26 protein-coding genes and 2 pseudogenes are annotated in these 20,090 nt (G+C 72.0%); 19 read left to right on the forward strand and 9 right to left on the reverse strand.

The genetic code is table 11. From position 1 onward, the window contains the following. Positions 1-15: 15 nt before the first annotated feature. Positions 16-216 (reverse strand): hypothetical protein, encoded by a 201-nt coding sequence (locus tag AB0J88_RS06945; RefSeq protein ID WP_364356151.1) that lies wholly within the window; start codon positions 214-216, stop codon positions 16-18. Between the two features lie 143 nt (positions 217-359). Between AB0J88_RS06945 and AB0J88_RS06950 the strand changes: the two genes are divergently transcribed. The 3 genes from AB0J88_RS06950 (at position 360) to AB0J88_RS06960 (ending at position 2,011) form a co-directional block, all read left to right on the forward strand. Next, positions 360-590, forward strand: a complete 231-nt coding sequence (locus AB0J88_RS06950) for an SDR family NAD(P)-dependent oxidoreductase (RefSeq protein ID WP_364356148.1) — start codon at positions 360-362, stop codon at positions 588-590. Positions 591-675: 85 nt separating this feature from the next. Further along, complete coding sequence (locus AB0J88_RS06955; protein ID WP_364356145.1) at positions 676-957, forward strand: hypothetical protein; 282 nt, start codon at positions 676-678, stop codon at positions 955-957. Between the two features lie 37 nt (positions 958-994). Further along, positions 995-2,011, forward strand: coding sequence for a DNA topoisomerase IB (locus AB0J88_RS06960; protein ID WP_364356142.1), 1,017 nt, complete (start codon positions 995-997; stop codon positions 2,009-2,011). Between the two features lie 2 nt (positions 2,012-2,013). Here AB0J88_RS06960 and AB0J88_RS06965 read toward each other — a convergent pair whose 3' ends face one another. Beyond that, entirely contained in the window at positions 2,014-3,135 is a 1,122-nt protein-coding gene (locus tag AB0J88_RS06965) for a sigma-70 family RNA polymerase sigma factor (RefSeq protein ID WP_364356139.1), read from the reverse strand. A gap of 100 nt (positions 3,136-3,235) precedes the next feature. Continuing rightward, the gene (locus AB0J88_RS06970) at positions 3,236-4,321 is read right to left on the reverse strand and encodes an NAD-dependent epimerase/dehydratase family protein (RefSeq protein WP_364356136.1); all 1,086 of its coding nucleotides are present in this window, start codon (positions 4,319-4,321) and stop codon (positions 3,236-3,238) included. A 118-nt stretch (positions 4,322-4,439) separates the two neighbouring features. Between AB0J88_RS06970 and AB0J88_RS06975 the strand changes: the two genes are divergently transcribed. Further along, positions 4,440-5,624, forward strand: coding sequence for a zinc-dependent alcohol dehydrogenase (locus AB0J88_RS06975; RefSeq protein WP_364356133.1), 1,185 nt, complete (start codon positions 4,440-4,442; stop codon positions 5,622-5,624). Here the strand turns inward: AB0J88_RS06975 and AB0J88_RS06980 are convergent. Beyond that, positions 5,621-6,463 carry an SDR family NAD(P)-dependent oxidoreductase gene (locus tag AB0J88_RS06980; protein WP_364356130.1) on the reverse strand — a complete coding sequence of 281 codons (843 nt, stop codon included), beginning with the start codon at positions 6,461-6,463 and terminating at the stop codon, positions 5,621-5,623. The two genes, AB0J88_RS06975 and AB0J88_RS06980, sit on opposite strands and share 4 nt — an antisense overlap. A gap of 56 nt (positions 6,464-6,519) precedes the next feature. Then, positions 6,520-6,885: an ATP-binding protein gene (locus AB0J88_RS06985; RefSeq protein ID WP_364356127.1), complete on the reverse strand. Its 366-nt coding sequence runs from the start codon at positions 6,883-6,885 to the stop codon at positions 6,520-6,522. A 690-nt stretch (positions 6,886-7,575) separates the two neighbouring features. On the opposite strand from AB0J88_RS06985, the gene AB0J88_RS06990 reads away from it, so the two are divergent. The 11 genes and pseudogenes from AB0J88_RS06990 (at position 7,576) to AB0J88_RS07040 (ending at position 15,887) form a co-directional block, all read left to right on the forward strand. After that, entirely contained in the window at positions 7,576-8,247 is a 672-nt protein-coding gene (locus AB0J88_RS06990) for a hypothetical protein (protein WP_364356125.1), read from the forward strand. After that, a complete protein-coding gene (locus AB0J88_RS06995; protein ID WP_364356123.1) occupies positions 8,244-8,654 on the forward strand; it encodes a phage holin family protein in 411 nt (136 codons plus the stop codon). Before AB0J88_RS06990 ends, AB0J88_RS06995 begins: the two co-directional genes overlap by 4 nt. Then, positions 8,651-9,301, forward strand: coding sequence for a DUF3618 domain-containing protein (locus tag AB0J88_RS07000; protein WP_364356120.1), 651 nt, complete (start codon positions 8,651-8,653; stop codon positions 9,299-9,301). The genes AB0J88_RS06995 and AB0J88_RS07000 overlap by 4 nt, the downstream gene beginning before the upstream one ends. A gap of 62 nt (positions 9,302-9,363) precedes the next feature. Beyond that, positions 9,364-9,993, forward strand: coding sequence for a phosphodiesterase (locus tag AB0J88_RS07005; protein ID WP_364356117.1), 630 nt, complete (start codon positions 9,364-9,366; stop codon positions 9,991-9,993). Then, entirely contained in the window at positions 9,990-10,193 is a 204-nt protein-coding gene (locus AB0J88_RS07010) for a ribonuclease (RefSeq protein ID WP_364356114.1), read from the forward strand. Before AB0J88_RS07005 ends, AB0J88_RS07010 begins: the two co-directional genes overlap by 4 nt. Before the next feature lie 120 nt (positions 10,194-10,313). Further along, complete coding sequence (locus AB0J88_RS07015) at positions 10,314-11,288, forward strand: SDR family NAD(P)-dependent oxidoreductase (RefSeq protein WP_364356111.1); 975 nt, start codon at positions 10,314-10,316, stop codon at positions 11,286-11,288. A gap of 140 nt (positions 11,289-11,428) precedes the next feature. After that, on the forward strand, positions 11,429-12,697 hold the full coding sequence (locus AB0J88_RS07020) for an ArgE/DapE family deacylase (protein WP_364356108.1): 1,269 nt from the start codon (positions 11,429-11,431) through the stop codon (positions 12,695-12,697). Positions 12,698-12,817: 120 nt separating this feature from the next. Next, on the forward strand, positions 12,818-13,072 hold the full coding sequence (locus AB0J88_RS07025) for a hypothetical protein (protein WP_364356105.1): 255 nt from the start codon (positions 12,818-12,820) through the stop codon (positions 13,070-13,072). 369 nt (positions 13,073-13,441) lie between these two features. Next, positions 13,442-13,692: pseudogene (locus AB0J88_RS07030) on the forward strand (alcohol dehydrogenase catalytic domain-containing protein); the annotation flags it as partial. A gap of 236 nt (positions 13,693-13,928) precedes the next feature. Further along, complete coding sequence (locus AB0J88_RS07035) at positions 13,929-14,084, forward strand: hypothetical protein (RefSeq protein ID WP_364356102.1); 156 nt, start codon at positions 13,929-13,931, stop codon at positions 14,082-14,084. 12 nt (positions 14,085-14,096) lie between these two features. Beyond that, positions 14,097-15,887 (forward strand): thiamine pyrophosphate-requiring protein, encoded by a 1,791-nt coding sequence (locus AB0J88_RS07040; RefSeq protein WP_364356099.1) that lies wholly within the window; start codon positions 14,097-14,099, stop codon positions 15,885-15,887. On the opposite strand, the gene AB0J88_RS07045 is transcribed toward AB0J88_RS07040, so the two are convergent. The 3 genes from AB0J88_RS07045 to AB0J88_RS07055 all read right to left on the reverse strand — a co-directional run bounded on the left by AB0J88_RS07045 (position 15,884) and on the right by AB0J88_RS07055 (position 17,148). Beyond that, positions 15,884-16,198, reverse strand: coding sequence for a hypothetical protein (locus tag AB0J88_RS07045; RefSeq protein ID WP_364356096.1), 315 nt, complete (start codon positions 16,196-16,198; stop codon positions 15,884-15,886). The genes AB0J88_RS07040 and AB0J88_RS07045 overlap by 4 nt on opposite strands. Before the next feature lie 131 nt (positions 16,199-16,329). Continuing rightward, entirely contained in the window at positions 16,330-16,728 is a 399-nt protein-coding gene (locus tag AB0J88_RS07050; protein WP_364356093.1) for a ChaB family protein, read from the reverse strand. A gap of 3 nt (positions 16,729-16,731) precedes the next feature. Continuing rightward, positions 16,732-17,148 carry a CBS domain-containing protein gene (locus tag AB0J88_RS07055; protein ID WP_364356090.1) on the reverse strand — a complete coding sequence of 139 codons (417 nt, stop codon included), beginning with the start codon at positions 17,146-17,148 and terminating at the stop codon, positions 16,732-16,734. Positions 17,149-17,302: 154 nt separating this feature from the next. Here AB0J88_RS07055 and AB0J88_RS07060 point away from each other — a divergent pair, with 154 nt between their 5' ends. The 4 genes and pseudogenes from AB0J88_RS07060 to AB0J88_RS07075 all read left to right on the forward strand — a co-directional run bounded on the left by AB0J88_RS07060 (position 17,303) and on the right by AB0J88_RS07075 (position 19,341). After that, positions 17,303-17,587: a GlsB/YeaQ/YmgE family stress response membrane protein gene (locus tag AB0J88_RS07060; RefSeq protein WP_364356087.1), complete on the forward strand. Its 285-nt coding sequence runs from the start codon at positions 17,303-17,305 to the stop codon at positions 17,585-17,587. Positions 17,588-17,697: 110 nt separating this feature from the next. After that, a complete protein-coding gene (locus AB0J88_RS07065; RefSeq protein ID WP_364356084.1) occupies positions 17,698-18,669 on the forward strand; it encodes a class I SAM-dependent methyltransferase in 972 nt (323 codons plus the stop codon). Continuing rightward, positions 18,666-18,887 (forward strand): annotated as a pseudogene (locus tag AB0J88_RS07070) (carboxylate--amine ligase); the annotation flags it as partial. The gene AB0J88_RS07065 and the pseudogene AB0J88_RS07070, both read left to right, overlap by 4 nt. A gap of 130 nt (positions 18,888-19,017) precedes the next feature. After that, positions 19,018-19,341 (forward strand): ANTAR domain-containing protein, encoded by a 324-nt coding sequence (locus tag AB0J88_RS07075; RefSeq protein ID WP_364356081.1) that lies wholly within the window; start codon positions 19,018-19,020, stop codon positions 19,339-19,341. A gap of 243 nt (positions 19,342-19,584) precedes the next feature. Here AB0J88_RS07075 and AB0J88_RS07080 read toward each other — a convergent pair whose 3' ends face one another. Next, on the reverse strand, positions 19,585-19,908 hold the full coding sequence (locus AB0J88_RS07080; RefSeq protein WP_364356078.1) for an STAS domain-containing protein: 324 nt from the start codon (positions 19,906-19,908) through the stop codon (positions 19,585-19,587). Between the last annotated feature and the right edge of the window lie 182 nt (positions 19,909-20,090).

Below are 20,090 nucleotides of genomic sequence, written 5' to 3' on the forward strand. Positions count from 1 at the left end.
GCCTCCCGTCGTTACCTACCCGCGCCGAAGGTCCGGTGCGTCCGGGTCCTGCGAACCCTGGGGCAGAACGGAGGTGTCGGTGTGCTCGTCGGATGTGCCCGCGGGCCGGCCCGACTTGTCGCCGGACGGCTTGCCGGTCCCGGCGTCACGGGAGCCCTTGGCCCCACGCTTTTCCTGCGGCTCCTCTTCGAGGTGCTTCCCTGGCTTGTCGGTCATGACCGATAACCCCCTGGTTGTCGAGTAATATGTCCGACTCCTCCGTTATGTTCCCGATCCGGGTGTCATGAAACGCGGGGCTGGGTTAGTGCGGTCGATCCAGGGCATGACGCCCTGAACTCACCGACTCTGGAGGCTTCATCATGACTGTGCCTACCGAACGACCTTTCGCCGTCGTCACCGGCGCGTCGAGCGGCATCGGCTACGAGTTGGCTCGCCAGTTCGCCACCCACGGCTTCGACCTGTTGGTGACCGCGGAGGACGCCGGAATCGAACAAGCCGGAGCGGCGCTGCGTCGCGGAACGGTCCCGGTCACGACGGTCGGACGGACCTGGCCACCGCCGACGGCGTCGAGCGGCTCTACGCTGCCATAGACCGCCCCGTCGATGCGGTGGGGCCGGCGGCGGCTTCGCCACCGACACGGCCCTGGACGACGAGCTGAACATCGTCGACGTCAACGTGCGCTCCACCGTGCACCTGGCCAAGCGGGTGCTCCCCGACATGCGCGAGCGCGGTGCCGGCCCCCGGGCCGAGATGAACGACACGAAGGTCGGCGCGGGCAAGAAGGACGACCCGGCCAAGGTCGCCGCGCAGGGCTTCGAAGCGCTGATGAAGGGTGACGAGCATGTGGTCGCCGGCTCGTTCGTGAACAAGGTGCAGGCGGTGGCCGGCAAGGTCGTCCCGGACAAGGTGAAGGCCGAGATGCACCGGAAGATGGCCGAGCCAGGTTCAGCCGACTGACCTGTGTGGATAGTCGACCGCCGGGTATTTACCACCCGTGCGGTTGCGACGAAGCGACACCAGCGCCCCCGGATACCGGCGACGTCGCCGCGGCCGCGGCTTCAGCTACCAGTGCCCGGACGGCCGACCCGTCACGGATCCCACCGAGCTCGACCGGATCCGGGCGCTGGTGATCCCGCCGGCCTGGCAGGACGTGTGGATCTGCACCGACGCGCGCGGCCATGTCCAGGCGACGGGGACCGACGCGGCCGGGCGACGGCAGTACCGCTATCACGACGCCTGGCGCGTGCAGCGGGACGCGGCGAAGTTCGACCACATGCTCGAGGTCGGAGCGCAGCTGCCCGACATCCGGGCGACGGTCGACAAGCACCTCGCCGGCCGCGGCGCCACCCGGGACCGGGTGCTCGCCGCCGCGGTGCGCCTGCTCGACGTGGGCTGTTTCCGGATCGGCGGCGAGGAGTACGCCAACGGCGACGACGCCAGCTTCGGCCTGGCGACGGTCCGCCGGGAGCACGTGCGGCTGACCGACGGTGTGGTCCGCTTCCGCTATCCGGCCAAGGGCGGTCAGGAACGTTCCCTCGACGTGCGTGACGACGACGTGCGCGCGGTCGTGCGTTCCCTGCTCGCCCGCCCCGACGACCAGCCGGAACTGCTCGCCTACCGGCGCGGGCGCACCTGGGTCGACGTGCGCGGCGCCGACATCAACGCCTACCTGCGGGACGTCGCGGGCATCGAGATCACGGCCAAGGACTTCCGCACCTGGAACGGCACCGTGCTGGCGGCGGTCAGCCTGGCCGTCGACGAGTTGCGAGCTCCCGCCGACCGCTCCCGTAGAGCCCGCCGGCGGGCTGTGCCGGCGGCGATCCGCGAGGTGGCCGACTACCTGGGCAACACCCCGACGGTCGCCCGCACCTCCTACGTCGACCCCCGGGTCGTCGACCTGTTCGTCGACGGCACCACGATCGCGCCGGCCCTGGACGGTGCCGAACCGGACCTGGACGACCGACGGGTCCGCGACCGCGTCGACGCGGCCGTGCTCGACCTGCTGAGCTGAGCTCAGCCGAGGCGCAGCAGGCGGCCCAGACCCGCGGCGCGGAGGCTGCGGGAGACGGTGGCGGAGGCGGCGCACAGCTCGAAGGTCACGCCGCGGCGCTGGGCGATGGCGTAGGAGCCGGCGAGCGCGGCGGCGGCCGCGGCGTCCACGAACGGCACGCGCCCGAGATGCACCTGGACGCCGGCGGGTGCGTGGCGGCAGTAGAAACCCAGCTTCTCGCGCAGCTGTCCCGCGTTGTCGGCATCGATCTCGCCGCGCAAGGCGACCACGGCGACGCCGGCTCGGCTGGTCACGCCGTGAATCAGGGTCTCAGGCTCGGCATCGTTGTCGGCACCGGGCCAGACCGGTGGGACCTCGCTCAGCATGGCCTCGCGCAACCAGGTCAGGGACCGCGACAGCAGGCGCGAGACGTGCATCTGCGACATGCCGGTGGCCTGCGCGATCTCGGTCTGGCTGCGGTTGCCGTAGAAGCGCAGTGCGAGGATCTGCTGCTCGCGGGCCGGGAGCTGGGCCAGCAGCCGGCGCACGGTGAGGCGGTCGTCGACGCTTTCCAGGTCGGCGTCCGGCGCGCCCAGCAGTCCGCCGAGTGCGGGACCGTCGCCGTCGCGACCGCTCTGGTCGTGGGCCGGAGCGTCGAGGGACGCCGCCGTGTACGCGTTGCTCGCCTGCAGGGCCCGGTCGACGTCGCGTTCGCCGACACCCAGCTGGGCGGCCAGCTCCGCACGGGTGGGGGCGCGCGACAGGTCGCCGGTGAGGTCGTCGACCGCCTTCCACGCGTCCACCGTCAGCTCCTGCAGCGGCCGGGGCACCCGCAGGTCCCAGGCGGTGTTCCGGAAGTGCCGGCGCAGCTCGCCGCGCACGGTCGTGACGGCGTAGGCGGTGAAGGAGCCGCGTTCGGGGTCGAGCTGGTTGACGGCCTTGATCAGGGCCAGCCGGGCGACCTGACGCAGGTCGTCGAGCGGGACGCCGCGACCGCGGTAGCGGCTGGCCAGCCGGTCGGCGAACGGCATCGCCGCCAGGACGAACGCGTCACGGGCGCCGGGCTCCGTGCGGGTGGTGGCGTAACGCGAGGCGGCCTCGTCGAGTGACAGGTCCGAGTCGGGCCGAGTACGTGAAGCCGGCATGTGACATCCCCTCGCAATACTTACCCCGCGACAACTACTTCGCACAGTAGAGGCCGGGGCGGGGAACCGCACGGCGGGCCCCGATCGACCGCGGTCGGGATCAGTAGGGATCGCCGTGGCCGGGCAGGCGGCCTGACAGAAGAGCGGCCAGCCTCGCCGGAGCAGGCAGGCGTTCGCGCAGCGGCGCGGTGGGCGCTCCGGCCCGGTCGGCCATCCCGACGAACAGCTCGTCGAGCGCGTCGAGGGCGTCCACGGTGGGCGTCCAGCCGAGCTCCGCGGTCGCGCGGGCCGAGGACAGCAGCGGTACGCCGGCGGCGAGGTCGATCCAGCCCGGCTCGACCGGCTGGAGGCGCGCCGTCCAGGTCACGCCCGCGGCGGCGCGCAGCAGCGGCACGGGCACCGGAACGACCCGGCCGTGATAGCGGGCGGCCACGGCGGGACCGTCGAGGACCGGGTCGGCGGCGACGTTGAACGCACCCGGCGCGCCGGCCAGCACGGCCCGGACGTACGCGTCGGCGACGTCGGTGGCGTGCACGCCCTGCACCCGCAGGCGGGGACCGCCGGGCACCACCGGCAGCCGGCCCTTGCCCAGCAGGCTCAGCGGCGCGAGCGGTCCGATGAACAGGCGGGCGATCTCCGAGGCGGCGGCCCGTTGGAAGGTCAGCGCCGGTCGCATGCGGATCACCCGCAGGCCGGGCTCGCGCCGTTCCACCTCGTCGAGCAGCCGCTCCACATGCACCTTGTCGCGGCTGTAGGTCGACCACCGGACGCCCGTCGTCGGCCAGGACTCGTCGACGTGCCGGTCCTTCGGGCCGGGTGCGTAGGCGCCGACGGACGAGGCCACCACCAGGGTCCCGACGCCCGCGCGGACCACGGCCTCGGCGGTGTTCGCCGCGCCCTGCACGTTGGTGCGCCGCAGCCGGGCCTGGTCGTGGCTCGGCTGGATCTGCCACGCCAGATGGATCACCGCCGTGGCACCGCGGACCGCGTTGGTCAGGGCGCCGACCACGCCGGGTCCGTCCACGTCGATCGACCGCCAGTCGACGCCGTCGTAGGGCGCGCCCGCGCCGGGGGACGGCACCCGCCGGGCCACACCGACGATCTCGCTGACCGACGACTCCCGCGCGAGCCTCGACAGGACCGCCGAGCCGACGTTTCCGGACGCGCCTACCACCACGACCTTCATGCCGGACTGTTACCCGCGACCCCTGGAAAGATGCCGCCGGGTGTTTGGTCGGTCGCAACCCGGGCACACGCACACCACGGGACGCATGCGGCGGCCCGGGTGATCGGAGGCAGGACTCGTGAAGGCGTTGACCTGGCAGGGCACGACCAAGGTGTCGGTCGAGGACGTCCCGGACCCGCGGATCGAGGAGCCGAGCGACGCCATCGTCAAACTGACGTCGACCGCGATCTGCGGATCGGACCTGCACCTGTACGACGTACTCGGGATGTATCTGGATCCTGGTGACGTGCTCGGGCACGAGCCGATGGGCATCGTCGAAGAGGTCGGGCCCGAGGTCACCCACATCCGCCCGGGCGACCGCGTGGTGGTGCCGTTCAACATCTCCTGCGGACACTGCTGGATGTGCACCAACGGCCTGTATGCCCAGTGCGAGACGACCCAGGTCCGGGACCAGGGCAAGGGCGCTGCGCTGTTCGGCTACACGAAGCTCTACGGTCACGTGCCGGGTGCGCAGGCGGAGTATCTGCGGGTGCCCCAGGCGACCTTCGGCCCGATCAAGGTGCCCGAGGGCCTACCCGACGAGCGGTTCCTGTTCCTGTCCGACGTGCTGCCGACCTCGTGGCAGGCCGTCAAGTACGCCGACATCCCACCGGGCGGCACCTGCGCCGTCATCGGGCTCGGCCCGATCGGCCAGATGTGCGCCCGGGTGGCGCGCTTCCTCGGCGCCGAGCGGGTGATCGCGGTCGACAACGTTCCCGAACGGATCGAGATGGCCCGCCGGCACGGCATCGAGGTGATCGACACCCGCGAGGTCGACGACGTACCCGAAGCGATCATGACGCTGACCAACGGCCGCGGCGCCGACGGCGTCATCGACGCGGTGGGGATGGAGGCGCACGGCTCGCCGTTGCAGCACGCCGCCCAGCGGGCCGCCGGTCTGCTGCCGGACAAGATTGCCCGGGCCGCGGTCGAGAAAGCCGGCGTCGACCGGCTGGCCGCGTTGCACACGGCGTTCGACAGCGTCCGCCGCGGCGGCACCGTATCGATCATCGGCGTCTACGGTGGACAGGCGAACCCCATGCCGATGATGGACCTCTTCGACAAGGGCGTCACCCTGCGGATGGGGCAGGCGCACGTGAAGCGCTGGGTCGACGAGATCATGCCGGCCCTCACGGGCGACGGCGACCCGCTGGGCACCGGCGACCTGGTCACCCACCGGCTGCCGCTCGCGGAGGCGCCGCACGGCTACGACATCTTCAAGGAGAAGCAGGACGGCTGCATCAAGGTCGTGCTCACGCCTTAGTCCGTCGGTGCGAAGACGCTTCCCGTGTTGGCCTTCACCGGCTCGCGGGTCAGGCCGAGCCGGCGCATCAGCGGACCGACCAGCCCGTCGTACAGGGCCGGTGTCACGACGAAACCGAACCGCATGAAGCGGTTGGTCAGCCCGACCGACCGCACCGACCGCGGCCGCCGAGCCAGCTTCAGGATCGCGGCCGCGACCTTCTCCGGCCGATCGACCGGCGGTGGGGGCCGGCCGATCCAGCCGGTGTAGTTCGCGGCCGTCCGGAAGATCGGAGTGTCGACGCTGCCGGGGTCGACCATGCAGACGTGGATGTCCGGCGCGTCGCGGGTCTCCTGCCGCAGCACCCGCACCAGGCCACGCAACCCCCACTTGCTGGCGACGTACGCGCTCATGTAGGGCGCGGCTACGAACCCGAGCACCGACCCGCCGAGGATCAGCACCCCCGATCCCTGCGCGCGGAAACGGGACAGCGCCTCCCGGGCGACCGTGGCCGCACCGAGCAGGTCGGTCCGCACCACCTGCTCGAAGACGTTCGCAGGCACCTCCTCGAACCGTCCGTAGGCCATCACGGCCGCGGTGTGCACCCAGACGTCGATCCGATCGCCGGTGTCGGCCAGTGCGGTCAGGGCGGCGGCGTCGTTGACGTCGACCGGCACCTCCCGCACCCGGGCGCCAAGAGCCCGGCACTCGGTGGCGATCGTCTCCAGCGCCGCCGGTGACCGGGCGGCCAGGACCAGGTGGTCACCGCGCCGGGCGAAGGCGAGGGCGGTGGCCCGGCCGATCCCGCTGGACGCTCCCGTCACTACCACCCTGCGGGACTCAGGGGCCGTCGCTGCCATGGTGTCCGCCTACCCGCCCGCGCCGAAGTTACGCGAAGCGACGCAGTCTGCTGTGATCATCGGCGCAGGGTGGCCCACACGATCTTGCCGTCGGGTGTCGGCACCCAACCCGACCGGGCCGCGGTGCGTGCGACGAGGACCAGGCCGCGGCCGGGCGCCGGGTCGGTGGGCGCCGGCAGCGGCCTGAGCATCGGCGGACGGACACACCCGTCCTCGACCTCGACCAGCAGATGGTCGCCGACCAGCGACAGGCGCATGGTCATGGTGGTCTCGGCGTGCTGGACGGCATTGGTGACGAGCTCGGAGGCGACGAGGCAGGCCGGCCCGACCAGGTGCTCGACATGCCAGCGCAGGCAGGCGTCGGTGGCGACGGCGCGGGCCTCGTGTGCGGTGCCGGCCAGCGGCGGAAGGAACACGCTCACGGCATGCTCTGGTGGTTTCGCACTCATCGGGGTCATCCGGAGCCGGGCCACGGGACGACGGTCAACCCGAACAGGGTGGCCCGGACGAAATCGGGCACCGCACCCGCGAGGCGGAGGTGCCGTTCGTCGTAGCCCGTGTCGTCCCTCATGCGCATGCCACGTCGGTGCCCGCCCTGAGCGGCGGCAAACCACGACCGTGAGCTGAAGCATCGGGCGCAACAGGGTGTCGCCGGTGACGTAGAGCCGCAGCCGGTTCTCACCGTCGACGTCCAGCTCGATCACCGAGCCCATCACGTCCGGCAGGAGGCGGTCCATGACCCCGGGTCCGTGCCGACCGGGCACGGCCGTGACGCGCAGCCGCTGGCCACCGCGCTCGCGGGTATGCGTGCGCCAGGTCGGCAGTCCCTGTACCTCGGTGAACCGCCATCTGCGCAGCTTCCTGGTCGCCTGCGGGGTGGTGACGATCGAGACGTCCTTGGGCAGTCGCCGAGGCGCAGGACCGTGGTCGCGTTGCCGACGAAGGTGAGGGTCGCGTCCATTCCGCAGGACTACCCGCTGAACGCATCGTCAAGCGGGCGGTTTCGTCAGCCGAAGGATAATTGTCAACGCGCATGTATTGGCGCTGTCCGGGTACCGACCCGTCATCGGCACTCTGCACGAGGGTGCTCCATATGAGAAGGGTTCCCCCCGATGACGGACACCGCCACCTCCTGGTCGCCGTCCGACGGCCAGGAGTCGACTACGGACAAGGCCAAGACAGAAGCCAAAGAGGTCAGTCGTACGGCCGTCGCTGCCGGCGGCGACGTAGCGCAGACCGCCAAGGACCAGGGCCGGCAGGTCGCCCACGAGACGGCCCGACAGGCCCGCGACCTGTACGGCACCACCCGCACCCAGCTGCGCGACCAGGCCAGCGCGCAGCAGAAGCGTGCGGCGGGCGGCATCCGCTCGATCAGCGACGAGATCCGTTCCATGGCGGAGCAGGGAGGCCAGTCCGGCCCGGCCAGTGACCTGGCACGCCAGGCTTCCGGCCGGATCGCGGACGTCGCCGACTGGATCGAGGCGCGCGAGCCCGGGCAGGTCGTCGACGAGGTCAAGCGGTTCGCCCGTCGGCGGCCCGGCGCCTTCCTGGCCGGGGCGGCGATCCTCGGCGTGCTGGCCGGCCGGCTGACCCGCGGCGTCGTCGCCGACGCCCGCGACTCCGACCAGGGCGCGGGCGCCGCCGGCAACGGCCGGCTCACTCCCTCCCAGCCGCCTTTCGAGCCGTCCAGCACGGTCTACGCGGGTTCGACCGTCGACCCGGCTGTCGCCCCGACGATGCCGGTCGAGCAGGGCGGCCCGTGGGACACGGGAACGCGGCCATGACCACGACCGAACCCGGCACCCCCGCCGACCGTTCGTTCGGTGACCTCATGAGCGAGGTCACCCACGACCTGTCCACATTGGTACGTCAAGAGGTCGAGCTCGCCAAGGCCGAGCTTCGCGAGGAAGGCAAGAAGGCAGGCAAGGCCGCCGGCATGTTCGGCGGTGCCGGCCTCGCCGGCTACATGGTGCTGCTGTTCCTGTCCATCGCGCTGTGGTGGGGCCTGTCCAATGTCATGGACCAGGGCTGGGCCGCGTTGATCGTCGCGGTGCTCTGGGCCGTGGCCGCGGCCGCCCTGTACGTCGTGGCACGCAACCAGATGCGTGCCGTCCGCGGCATGCCCCGCACCACCGAAACCGTCAAGGACATCCCTCCCGCCCTCAAGCCCGACACAGGAGGCATCCGATGAGCACCGACCCGGACCAGATCCGGCGCGAGATCGAAATGACCCGCTCCAACCTGAGCGAGGACGTCGACGCGCTGGCCTACAAGGCGAGCCCACGGCGCATGGTCAACGACCGCAAACGCCGCGTCGGGAACGTCTTCCGCAACGCCCGCGACACCGTCATGGGCACGGCACACGACGTCGCCGACCGGGGCGGCAACGCCGCGTCCACCGTCGGCGACAAGGCCTCCTCGGCGGCATCGACCGTCGCGGACGGCGCCTCTTCGGCGGCCTCCTCCGTGGCCGACGCCGTGCAGGAGGCACCGGACGCGATTCGTCGCCGCACCGAAGGCAACCCGCTGGCCGCCGGCGTGATTGCGTTCGGCCTCGGTTGGCTCGTGTCTTCGCTGCTGCCGGCGTCGGAGAAGGAGCAGCGGGCCGCCGCCGCCGTGAAGGAGAAGGTGGCCGACCACGCCGACACGCTCAAGGCGGAGGCCAAGGACCTCGCGCGGGAGGCCAAGGACAACCTCCAGGACCCGGCCCGCGAGGCCGTCGACTCCGTGCGCTCCACGGCGCAGGAGGCGACCGCCACGGTCAAGCAGGAGAGCCGCTCGGCCGCCGACGACGTGAAGACGCGGGCGGGCGAGGCACGCGACGAGATCCGCAGCTAGAGCACGGCGGCCGCCGCGACCCCTCCCGGGCGCGGCGGCCGCCACCGACCGACGGGGGGACGATGATCTTTCGCGCGCTGGCGCGCGTCCGGGGCGGTCGCGCGGTCCACAAGGTAGGTCGTACCTTCCAGGCGACCCTGACCTGTTTCGGCGACAGCCGATCGGGGATCCCGCTCCTCGACCGGCCGGGCGTCCATCCGGCGGTGGTCCGCCTGTCCCGCGGAGCCGGTCTGCCCCGCGGCTGGCCCGACGTCCTCGGCGTCGCCGTGCGCGTGCCGGACGGCGGCGGGGCCGGCGTCGACCTGGACCTGCTGGTGTCCACCACCGTGGGGGCGGCGCCGATCGCCCGGAGCATCCCGCTCCCGAGGCGGAGCCTGGCTTCGACGTACACCTCGATCGCCGGCTACCCCACGCGGCGCGGACGTCGCCTCCTGGCGGTGCTCCCGGACGGTCCGGGCGGGTTTCGGGTGTGCACGGCCACCAGGCTGGGCCGTTGGCGCGTCGCCGGGCGGATCGTTCTCGGCGCACCGCTGCCGGCGGAGCACGACCGGCGGCTCGCGTTCGACCCCCTCATGACCGCGGTCCCGGGCGTCGTCGCCGACGGTCTGTTATGGCGGGTGCGCGCCGTCGCGTACCGGGAGAGCCGCCGGGGCCGTTTGTTCGCCGCCGAGCCGGGTACCTCGACCCGATGACGACGACACCGGAGCAGGGGCGCCAGGACGAGGCCGCACTCGAGCGTGGAGCGGTCTTCCAGGACGCCGAAGGACGCCAGACCACGGACCCGAGCACCGCGGTCGAGCACGCGGACAGCGAGGCCGACCGGAACCGGGAACACCTCGAGCGGGGCGAGGTGGGTCCGAAGATTCCGTCGACGGATACGAGGGACGAATGAGACTGGGAAACACGGAGATCCGGCCGCTCGGCGGCGGAATCGGCTGCCTGGTGATGATCGCGATCTCCGTCGTGGGGTCGATCGTGCTGACCGTGCTGCTGAACCTGCTCCTCTGACGTGATGTCGAAGCGCACATCGTTCCAGGACGCGGTGGTGGTGATCACCGGGCCGTCCAGCGGAGTCGGCCGCGCGACGGCTCTGGCGTTCGCCGCCGAGGGCGCCTCCGTGGTGCTCGCGTCGCGCAGCGAGGAAGCGCTGTCGGAGGTGGCGTCGGATTGCCGCCGACGCGGTGGCCGGGCGCTGGTCGTGCCGACCGATATCGCCGATCCCGACGCGGTCGATCGCTTGGCCGGCCAGGCGGTGCAGCGGTTCGGGCGGATCGACGTGTGGGTGGAGGCGGCCGCGGTCGGCATCGCGGGACCACTGGGCTCAGAGTCGGTGGAGGAGATCCGCCGACTGGTGGACACCAACGTCTTCGGCACCGTCCTGTGCGCCCGTGCCGCCATCGCCACGTTCCAGCGCCAGGGCAGCGGCGTCCTGGTGATCGTCGGTTCGCTGCTGTCGCTGTTCCCGAGCCCGCTGATCCCGCTCTACTCCATGTCGAAGTACGCCGTCAGAGGGTTGGCGCTCAACCTGCGGCAGGCTGTCATGGGCCAGCCGGGCGTACGGGTGTGCCTGGTGCTGCCTGGGACGGTCGACACTCCGTTCTTCGGCCGGGCCGCCAACCACCTGGGCCGCGAGCTCCGGGCGATTCCGCCGGCGTACGCCCCTGAGCGGGTCGCTGCCACGATCGTCGCGCGCGCCCGGCGGCCGCGCCGGCAAGCGACCACCGGGGTGCTCTCACACCTGGGGTTGGCCGCCCACCGAATCGCGCCGCGGGCGGCGGAGTTCGTGGTCGCCCAATGGACCGCGAGGACGCTGACGAAGTCCGCGCCGGCCCGGCCCACCGCGGGGGCGCTGTTCGATCCACCGCGGACCGGAGCGATCCACGGTGGACACCGCCGAGGCCGCGTACGCAGCCGGCTGGGGGAGTGGCTGGGAACGGCGCAAGCGGCACGGCCGCGGCTCCGGCCGTCGAGGCGTCCGCTCGGTTAGGACGGCGTGAACCGGGCGGCGGCGCCCGGGCACGGACGTGCCTGCGCCTGGTGCTCCAGTGGCACCGGGCGGCGATTGTCCGCGGCGGCGTCGCGACATAGTCTCCGGCTGTCCTGGTGTCGCCCGGTGGGAGCAACCGCATGACAGCGAACGACGTGGAGGCGTCCGCGCTCGCCGCGGTCGACGACGCCGCCATCGGGCGGACCTTGTTGGACCTGCTCGCGGTGCCGAGCGTGACCGGGACCGACGCCGAGTCGGAGCTCCAGCACACCCTGGCGCGCCAGCTCGACGCGCTGGAGCTCGACGTCGATCTCTGGTCGATGGATCTGCCCGAGGTGCGGGCGCACCCCGACTTTCCAGGCCTCGAGGCGCCACGCACCGAGGCGTGGGGTCTGGTGGGCGGCACGAGAGACGGGGGCGACGGGCCGACGCTGATCCTGCAGGGGCATGTCGACGTCGTCCCGCCCGGGGACCTGGCCCAGTGGGCGGGTGACCCGTTCCGGCCCCGCGTCGAAGGGGACGCCGTGCACGGCCGCGGAGCGTGCGACATGAAGGCCGGCGTGGTGGCGATCCTCGCCGCGCTCGCCGCCATCCGGAAGGCAGGCACCCGACTGCGCGGTCAGGTGTCCGTGCACTTCGTCGTCGGTGAGGAGGACGGCGGGCTGGGTGCGTTCGGGACCCTTCAGCGCGGTCACACCGGTGATGCCTGCATCATCACGGAGCCGACCAGCGGTGCGATCATGACCGCCAACGCCGGTGCCCTGACGTTTCGCATCGAGGTGCCGGGCCAGGCCACCCACGGCAGCACGCGGTACGCCGGAGTCAGCGCGATCGACGCGTACCTGCCGATCCACCGGGCTCTGGCCCGGCTCGAAACCCGCCGGAACGCGGACGCCGACCCGATCATGTCCGGGTACGCCATCCCCTATCCGTTGTCCGTCGGCACCCTCCGGGCCGGCGACTGGGCCAGCAGCGTGCCTGACCTGCTGGTGGCGGAGGGACGGCTGGGTGTGCGGCTCGGCGAGGACCCGGCGGGCGCCCGCGGCGAGCTCGAGGCGTGTGTGGCGGAGGCCTGCGCCGGCGATCCCTGGCTGCGCGCGCACCCCGCCACGGTGACCTGGTCCGGCGGCCAGTTCGCGAGCGGACGGCTGCCGGCCGGGCACCCGCTCGCGGCCCTGGTCGGCGCCGCGCACGCCGATGTCACCGGCGGCCCGCGGCCCGCCGAGCGAGGTGCTCCGTACGGGAGCGACCTGCGCCTCTATTCGGCGGCGGGGATCCCCACGCTGCAGTACGGCCCGGGCGACGTACGCCTGGCGCACGGCCCGCGCGAGCAGGTCCTCGTGAGCGAGGTCAGCACCGTCGCCCGGGCCCTGGTGCTGGCCACCCTGCGTACGGTCGGCACCCTATGAGGCGCGTTTCGGCGCCAGCACGTATCGCTCCATCCCCTTTGTGTGGATAGTAGTTATTTGTAGGTGAGGCGGCCGTTTGAGGCGCGGTTTGGTGCGGCGGGCGCGGGGTACCGCGCCGTCATGACGACCAGTGACGCCCTGTTGCAAGGCGGACCCCGCGACGGCACCGAGTTCAACGCCGAAGGCGCCGGTCTGATCGAGTTGGAGATCGACGGGATGATGCACCGCTACATCCCCACGATGCGCCGCGAAGGTGACAAGACCGTCTTCACCTATGACGGCGTGGTCGACCCGACCGGCGCCCAGGACGGGGTGGAGAGCGCGAAGGACCGGCTCGCGTCCCCGACAGCCACTGAGCAGGAGCCGACGGACTGACCGGGTCGGAGGAGACCGTGATGCGCGGACGGCAATGGCTCGCGGTCACGGCGGTGGTGGGTGCGGTGGTTGCCTGCCCGTCGCCGCCCTGGTGCGGCGCCGCAGCCGGCGACGGTTCACGCCGACGCGGGTGGACGGCAGGAACGTCACCGCCCGGGCGGTGACGGTGGACTGCGCGCCGGACCGCGTGCGCGACCTGTTCGGGGACGAGGAGCGGCTCGGCATCGTCTCGACGGGTCGGTGCGGCTGGAGGCGTTCGACGACCGGCGCGGGCGGGTGTCCACCATGGACGATCCGGCCGCACGCGGGCCGGCCGCCGAACGGCTCACCCGCCGGATGCAGTGCGGCCCTGGCCGCCGGAGGCCGGCCATGAAGGCGCTGTGTTGGGAGGGCGTGGGCAAGCTGGCCGTCCGCGACGTGCCCGAGCCGCGGATCGTCGCGGCGACGACGCGATCGTGCGGGTCCGGGCGAGCAGCGTCTGCGGCTCGGACCTCCATCTGATCAACGGATACCTGCCCGCGATGCGCGAGGGCGACATCTTCGGACACGAGTTCATGGGTGAGGTCGTCGAGGTCGGCTCCGGTGTCTCGAAGGTGGGAGTCGGTGACCGGGTCGTGGTCGACCCGGGCTACCTCGCCACCCACCCGATGCCGCTGGCCGACGGCGTCACCGGCTACGACCTCTTCGAACACAAGAAGGACGGCTGCCTGCGATCGGTCCTGCTGCCCACCTGTGTCGTTTGACCGAGCCGAGCGGGGGTATCCGCGCGTCATCATCGTCGATGGCTGGCTCGGAGGCGGACCATGCAGGCGCGGATCCAGGTGCTGGCGATCACGCCAGCGGCGGCGGCGTCTTGGTGCTCGAGCTGGTCGCGGTGCTCGTCGCCGGCGGCGCCGCGTGGCTGGGTGCCGAGCTGGTCGACCGGCTGGGCATCGGCGTCGACCCGGACGCCCACCCGGACGCGCCGAGCTCGGTCGCTCCCCAACAGCGGCGGCGCGTGTCACAGCATTAGAAGGAGACCTCCATGGCCGACCGTACGGTTTCCGATGTCCTGGTCGAACGGCTCACCGAGTGGGGCGTCGACCGCGTCTTCGGCTACTCGGGCGACGGCATCAACGGGGTGATCGGCGCGTTGCGGCGGGCCGGAAAACCCCAGTTCGTGCAGGCCCGCCACGAGGAGACCGCGGCGTTCATGGCCGTCGGGCACGCCAAGTACACCGGCAGTGTCGGCGTCTGCCTGTCGACGCAGGGTCCCGGTGCGGTGCACCTGCTCAACGGGCTCTACGACGCCAAGCTGGACAGTCAACCGGTGGTGGCGATCGTCGGCCAGCAGCTGTCCACGGTGCTGGGCACGGCGTACCAGCAGGAGATCGACCTGGTCCGGCTCTTCGGTGACGTGTGCGCGCAGTTCGTCCAGGCGGCGCAGACCCCCGAGCAGGTGCCGGTGCTGGTCGACAAGGCGTTCCGCACCGCCCTGGCCACCCGCAGCCCCACCTGCGTCGTGCTGCCCCACGACGTGCAGACCGCCGACGCTCCGGACCCGACGGAGCACCGCCACGGCGTGCTGGTCACCAGTCCCGGCCTCCGCCCCGCCCGCGTCCTGCCCTACGACGACGACATCGCCGAGGCCGTGGCCGTGCTGGACGCCGGCGAGCGGGTGGCGATCCTCGTGGGCCAGGGCGCCTACGGTGCCGCCGACGAGATCGTCGAGCTCGCCGATCGGCTCGGCGCGGGCGTGGCGGCGTCCCTGCTCGGCAAGGCGGTGCTGGACGAGCGGCTGCCCTTCCACACCGGCGTGATGGGGCACCTGGGCACCACCGCGAGCGCGCTGCTGATGAAGCGCTGCGACACGCTGCTGCTCGTCGGCACCAACGACCCGTGGACCGAGTTCTACCCGGCGCCGGGCCAGGCCCGGGCGGTGCAGATCGACATCGACGGACGCCGGCTGGGTGCGCGCTATCCGGTCGAGGTGCCGCTGCTGGGCGACGCCAAGGAGACGGTACGCGCGCTGTCGGCCAGGGTTGACCGCAACCGCGACCGCTCGGCGTGGCGGTCCGAGGTGCGCGCCGGTGTGGCGAGGTGGCACGAGATCGCGACCGCTCGGGCCGCGGCGCCTGCCGACCCCCTCAATCCACAGTTGGTGGTCCGTTCGCTGAACGACCACCTGCCGTCGGACGCGCAGGTCGCCGTGGACGTCGGCTCGGTCACCTACTGGTACGCGCGCCATCTGCGGCTCCCGCGCGGGGTTCCGGCGCACCTGTCGAGCACCCTGGCGTCGATGGGGTCCGCGTTGCCGTACGGGCTGGCCGCCAAGCTGGCCCGTCCGGACCGTCCCGTCGTGGCCCTGGTCGGCGACGGGGCGATGCAGATGAACGGCCTGGCGGAGCTGGTCACGGTCGCGGCCCGCTGGCGGGACTGGCCGGACCCGCGCTTCGTCGTGTGCGTGCTCGACAACCGCGATCTGGCCGAGGTCAGCTGGGAGCAGCGCGAGACGGAGGGGGAGCCCCGGTTCCCGGCGTCGCAGGACCTGCCGGCGGTCCCGTACGACCGTTGGGCGGATGTGCTCGACCTGCGCGGCCTGCGGGTGGACTCGCCGCGCGACCTGGCGTCGGTCTGGTCCGCGGCGTTGACCGCCGACCGGCCGGCCGTGATCCACGCCGTGGTCGATCCGGCCGTGCCGCTGCTGCCACCCGACCAGCCGTCGGACAAGATCGCCCCGATGTTCGCGGGCCTGAGCGCCGAGGACGACGAGCAGGCCCGGCGCGCCGAGAGCCACCTGCGCCGGGAGCGCGCGGACGAGGGGTACGACGACTAGGCGTCTTCGGCGCGGCCGGTGCCCTTGGTGTGCGCGGGGCCGACGCCCGCGTCACTGCTGTCGGTTCGCTTCGCCTGGCTCGCGGGCTGTTCGTCGGCAGGCGAGCCGGTCGCGCCACCCGGAGTGTCGTCCGGGTCCGGCGCGCTCATCGCATGGTCCTCGACCGGACCGGTCGCGCCTCCGACCTTCGCTCCCGCGTTGCGCGCGGCGTCCGCATCGTCGACGTCGGCGGACTCGCGGCGTCCGTCGTAGGGCGGCACCGCCTTGCCCTCGGTGTCGACTCGTTCAGCGGCATTCGGATTGGTGGACATGGGTCTCCTCCTCACCCTGCCGATATGCACGAATTGCGGTACTTCCTCCATGTGCCCACAACCGGGCCGGTGAAACACTCCGTCGGCCGGGCCGCTCGGTGCCCCGGTCCGTGGACCGGGGCACCGGGGCACTACGCGCGGGCCTTACGGTCGGCGCGGGCGTTGGCCTTCTGGATCGCCTCGACCAGCTCCGATTTGGTCATCCGGGAGCGGCCCTTGACGTCGAGCCGCTTCGCCACGTCGAGCAGGTGCTGCTTGGACGCGTTGGCATCGACACTGAACGCCGTCTTCGCGGGGCGTGCCCGGTTGGTTCGCGCGGCCTGAGCGTCGCTGGGACCCTTTCGGGCTTTGGGCTCCCAGTGGTCGCCGACCTTCTCGAAGGAGTGTTTGAGCGACGACATCGCCGTACGCCGCGCGCGCTCGCCTGGTCCGTACTGCTCGGTAGCGGAGTCCAAGGTCTTGGCGTAGGTCTCCTGCGCCTGCCGCGGCGAGCGCCGCAGCGTGCTCGGCAGGTCGTCGCGAGCCGGCATGGTCTAGTTGTCGCTGATCGCGTCGAGCAGCGCACCGACCGGCCGGTCGGGCAGGGCGCGGGCGACGTCGGCGACCGCGACCATGCCCACCAGGGAGTGGCCGTCGATCACAGGCAGCCGGCGCACCTGATGGCTGCTCATCGTCTTGAGGATCTCCTCGGCGTCGTCGTCGGCGCCGATCGTCACGGGCTTGCCCTGGCCCAGCTCGCCGGCGGTGACCGTGTCGGGGTCGCGGCCCTCGGCAAGCACCTTGATGACGATGTCGCGGTCGGTGAGCATGCCCTTGAGCCGGTTGTCGCTGCCGCAGATCGGCAATGAGCCCACCCGCAGCTCGGCCATCTTGCGCGCGGCGGCGGTCACGGTCTCGTCAGCGCCCACGCAGGTGGCGTCGGACGTCATGATTTCCCGTGCGGTCGTCATGGGGGTCCTTTCGTCGTCCGTCGGGTTCCTTCCTGTGTGGATACCCGGGCAATGCCCGGTCAACCGTTTGGTTCGCGTCGTTTGGGCTCCGCGGCCGTCGGGAACTTAGCGACCGTCACGGACTGACCAACACCCCCCGAGGAGGAGAACGGCCATGACACCAGGTGGAATCATCACCGCGCTGATCGTCGGTCTGATCATTGGCGCGCTGGGCCGTCTCGTCGTGCCCGGCCGGCAGAACATCCCGCTGTGGCTGACGCTGGTCATCGGCGTCGTAGCCGCACTCATCGGCTCCGCGATCGCGCGGGCCGGCGGCTTCGCCGACACGGACGGCTGGATCGACTGGCGTGAGCTGCTCCTCCAGATCGCCCTCGCGGCGGTCGGCGTCGCCTTGGCCGTGGGCATTGGTGGCCGCGGTCGGCGCAGCGTCACCCGCTGAGCGTCCCGAAATGGTGCCCCGGCCACCTCGGCCGGGGCACCGCCGTGTCCGGGGCCGGATTGATCGGCAGGACGTGGGTTGAAACGCCGTCAATGGGGCATCCGCCGGCCATGACCATGATCGGTCGCACGCTGACCTCGACCTCCGCGCTGCGTGGCCCCGATGCGGCGCTGTGCGAGCTGGGCGCGGCGCTGCGGGACGCCGGGTACCACTTCACCACCGTCACGCCCGCCACGCACGAGCGGGTCAACCGCCGGCCGGACAACGCGTGGGCCACCGATCTTCGTGGCGTGTTCGGGTGGAGCCGGCCGTTCACCGACGACGTGCTGCCACGGCAGATCATCACGTTGGCGGACGCCGCCGGTGTGCGCGAGCGGCACGGTGCGGGCTGGCGCAGCCTGGTCAGGTTCTCGTCGTACGACGGTGAGCTGTTCGTCCATTCGGCGTTTCCGACCGACGCCGCCGACGCGGTCTTCCTCGGCCCGGACACCTACCGGATGGCCGACGCCGCGGTCGCGCACCTCGGCGCACGGAGCGGGCCGGTGCGGCGGGCCGTCGACGTCGGTTGCGGCACCGGCGCGGGCGCCGTCGCGATCGCCAAACGCCTGCCGGGCGCGGACGTCGTGGCCGTCGACATCAACCCCACGGCGCTGCGGTACGCGCGGGTCAACGCGGCGCTGGCCGGCACCGACGGCGTCCGGGTGTGCCACAGCGACCTGCTCGACGACGTCGAGGGTGAGATCGACCTGATCATCTCCAACCCACCGTTCATGATCGACCCGACGGGCCGGGGATACCGGCACGGTGGGCCGAGCGGGCACGAGCTGCCCATGGCGGTCCTCGACGCCGCGCTGGCACGCCTCGCGCCGGGTGGGTCCCTGGTGCTCTTCGCCGGCACCGGAGTGGTCGACGGCCGGGACCTGTTGCGCGAAGCAGCCGCCGCCCGCCTGGACGGCACCGACCTGGTCTGGAGCTACCGCGAGGTCGACCCGGACGTCTACAGCGAGGAGCTAGACGGCCCGGCGTACGCCCACGCCGAGCGGATCGCGGTCGCCGTGCTGACCGCCACCCGCGCGTGTTGACTCCGACGCTCGGGGTGGAAGAGGAGTACCTGCTCCTCGATCCCGTCACCGGGCACAACATGCCGGTCGCCGACGAGGTGCACGCGGCGCTCCCGGACGACCTGCGGCACCTGAACCGGCGCGAGTTCCGGCGCAGCATGGTGGAGATGGTCACCCCGGTCTGCGGGAGCCTGGCGGAGCTACGGCGCCACCTGCTCGGCGCACGCGTCGCCGCCGCGTAGGCCGCGGCCACGACCGGTGCCCACTTGGTGGCGGTCGGCGCCACCCCGGCCGCCACCGCGACCGACGTGGGCGCCGCCAGCGCCTTGCCACGGCCTGTTCGTGCAGCACGCGGCCCAATGGTCGGCGGTGGGATCGCTCAACCTCTACAGGCGCGCACCGGACGCGTTCAGCGAGACCGACGAGGATTTCGCCTCGATCATCGCGGCATACGTGGCCGTCGCTGTCGCGATGAGCCACCGGCGCGACGACGTCGACCGCCGGGAAGCGGCCCTCCACCGTGGACTGAGCACCCGCGACGTCATCGGCCAGGCCAAGGGCATCCTCATGGAGCGGCGGCGGCTCTCCGCCGGTGAGGCGTTCGACGTGCTGCGCCGGGCTTCCCAGGACCTCAACCGCCGGCTGGTCGACGTGGCCCAGCACCTTGCGGACACCGGGGAACTGCCGCGCTGACAACAGCGACTGACCCATCGCCCGGCGGCCGATGGGGAGGCGCGATGAACTGGGCCTGCGTCGACTCGACCGCCATCGCCGTGCTGGTGGCGGCCCAGCGAGCCGCGGCCCGAGGTGGCTCGTCGTTCACGCCGACTTCGTGCCTTTCGACGGGGCCGACAACTGGCTCCACCTCGGTCTGGCGGTCGGCATGGTCGCCCTCGGCCTGGCGCCGATCGCCAACGATCGGGCCGCTTCGGGATGTCATTCCTGCGGCGAGACGAGCGTCTCGTACAGGCCCGCGATGCGTAGCTGCTTCTCCACGAAGGGCGCCACGGCCTGCACGCTGAACCGCACCTGGTGCGTGCGCGCCTCGTTGAGCCCGGCGACGAGCGCACCCATGCCGGTGGAGTCGACGAAAGTCACATGCCGCATGTCGACGACCACGGACGGTGGCCGCTGGATCCGGATCGTCTGTTCCAGCACGTCCCGCAACGCGTTGTCCACGGCTACGTCGAGCTCGCCGCGCAGCTCCAACACGACCGTGCCGTTGTCGAGGAGACGCCGGCTGACCATCGCTCTCGCCACTGTGCCTCCCACCAGATTTTTGCCATACAGCAAGAACAGATCCTTGCTACCCGTGCCGTCGCTCCTCAAACGGCGTCGCGACCTTCGCCACCATTCCGGGGCCGGCGAGCGACGGTGGAACCCGCATTTCCGACAGAGGGGTTGCTTGCGTGATCGGCGATGGTCGATGCTGGACAGCGTCG

The sequence above is a fragment of the Asanoa sp. NPDC049475 genome (assembly GCF_040676915.1).
Classification (GTDB): domain Bacteria; phylum Actinomycetota; class Actinomycetes; order Mycobacteriales; family Micromonosporaceae; genus Asanoa.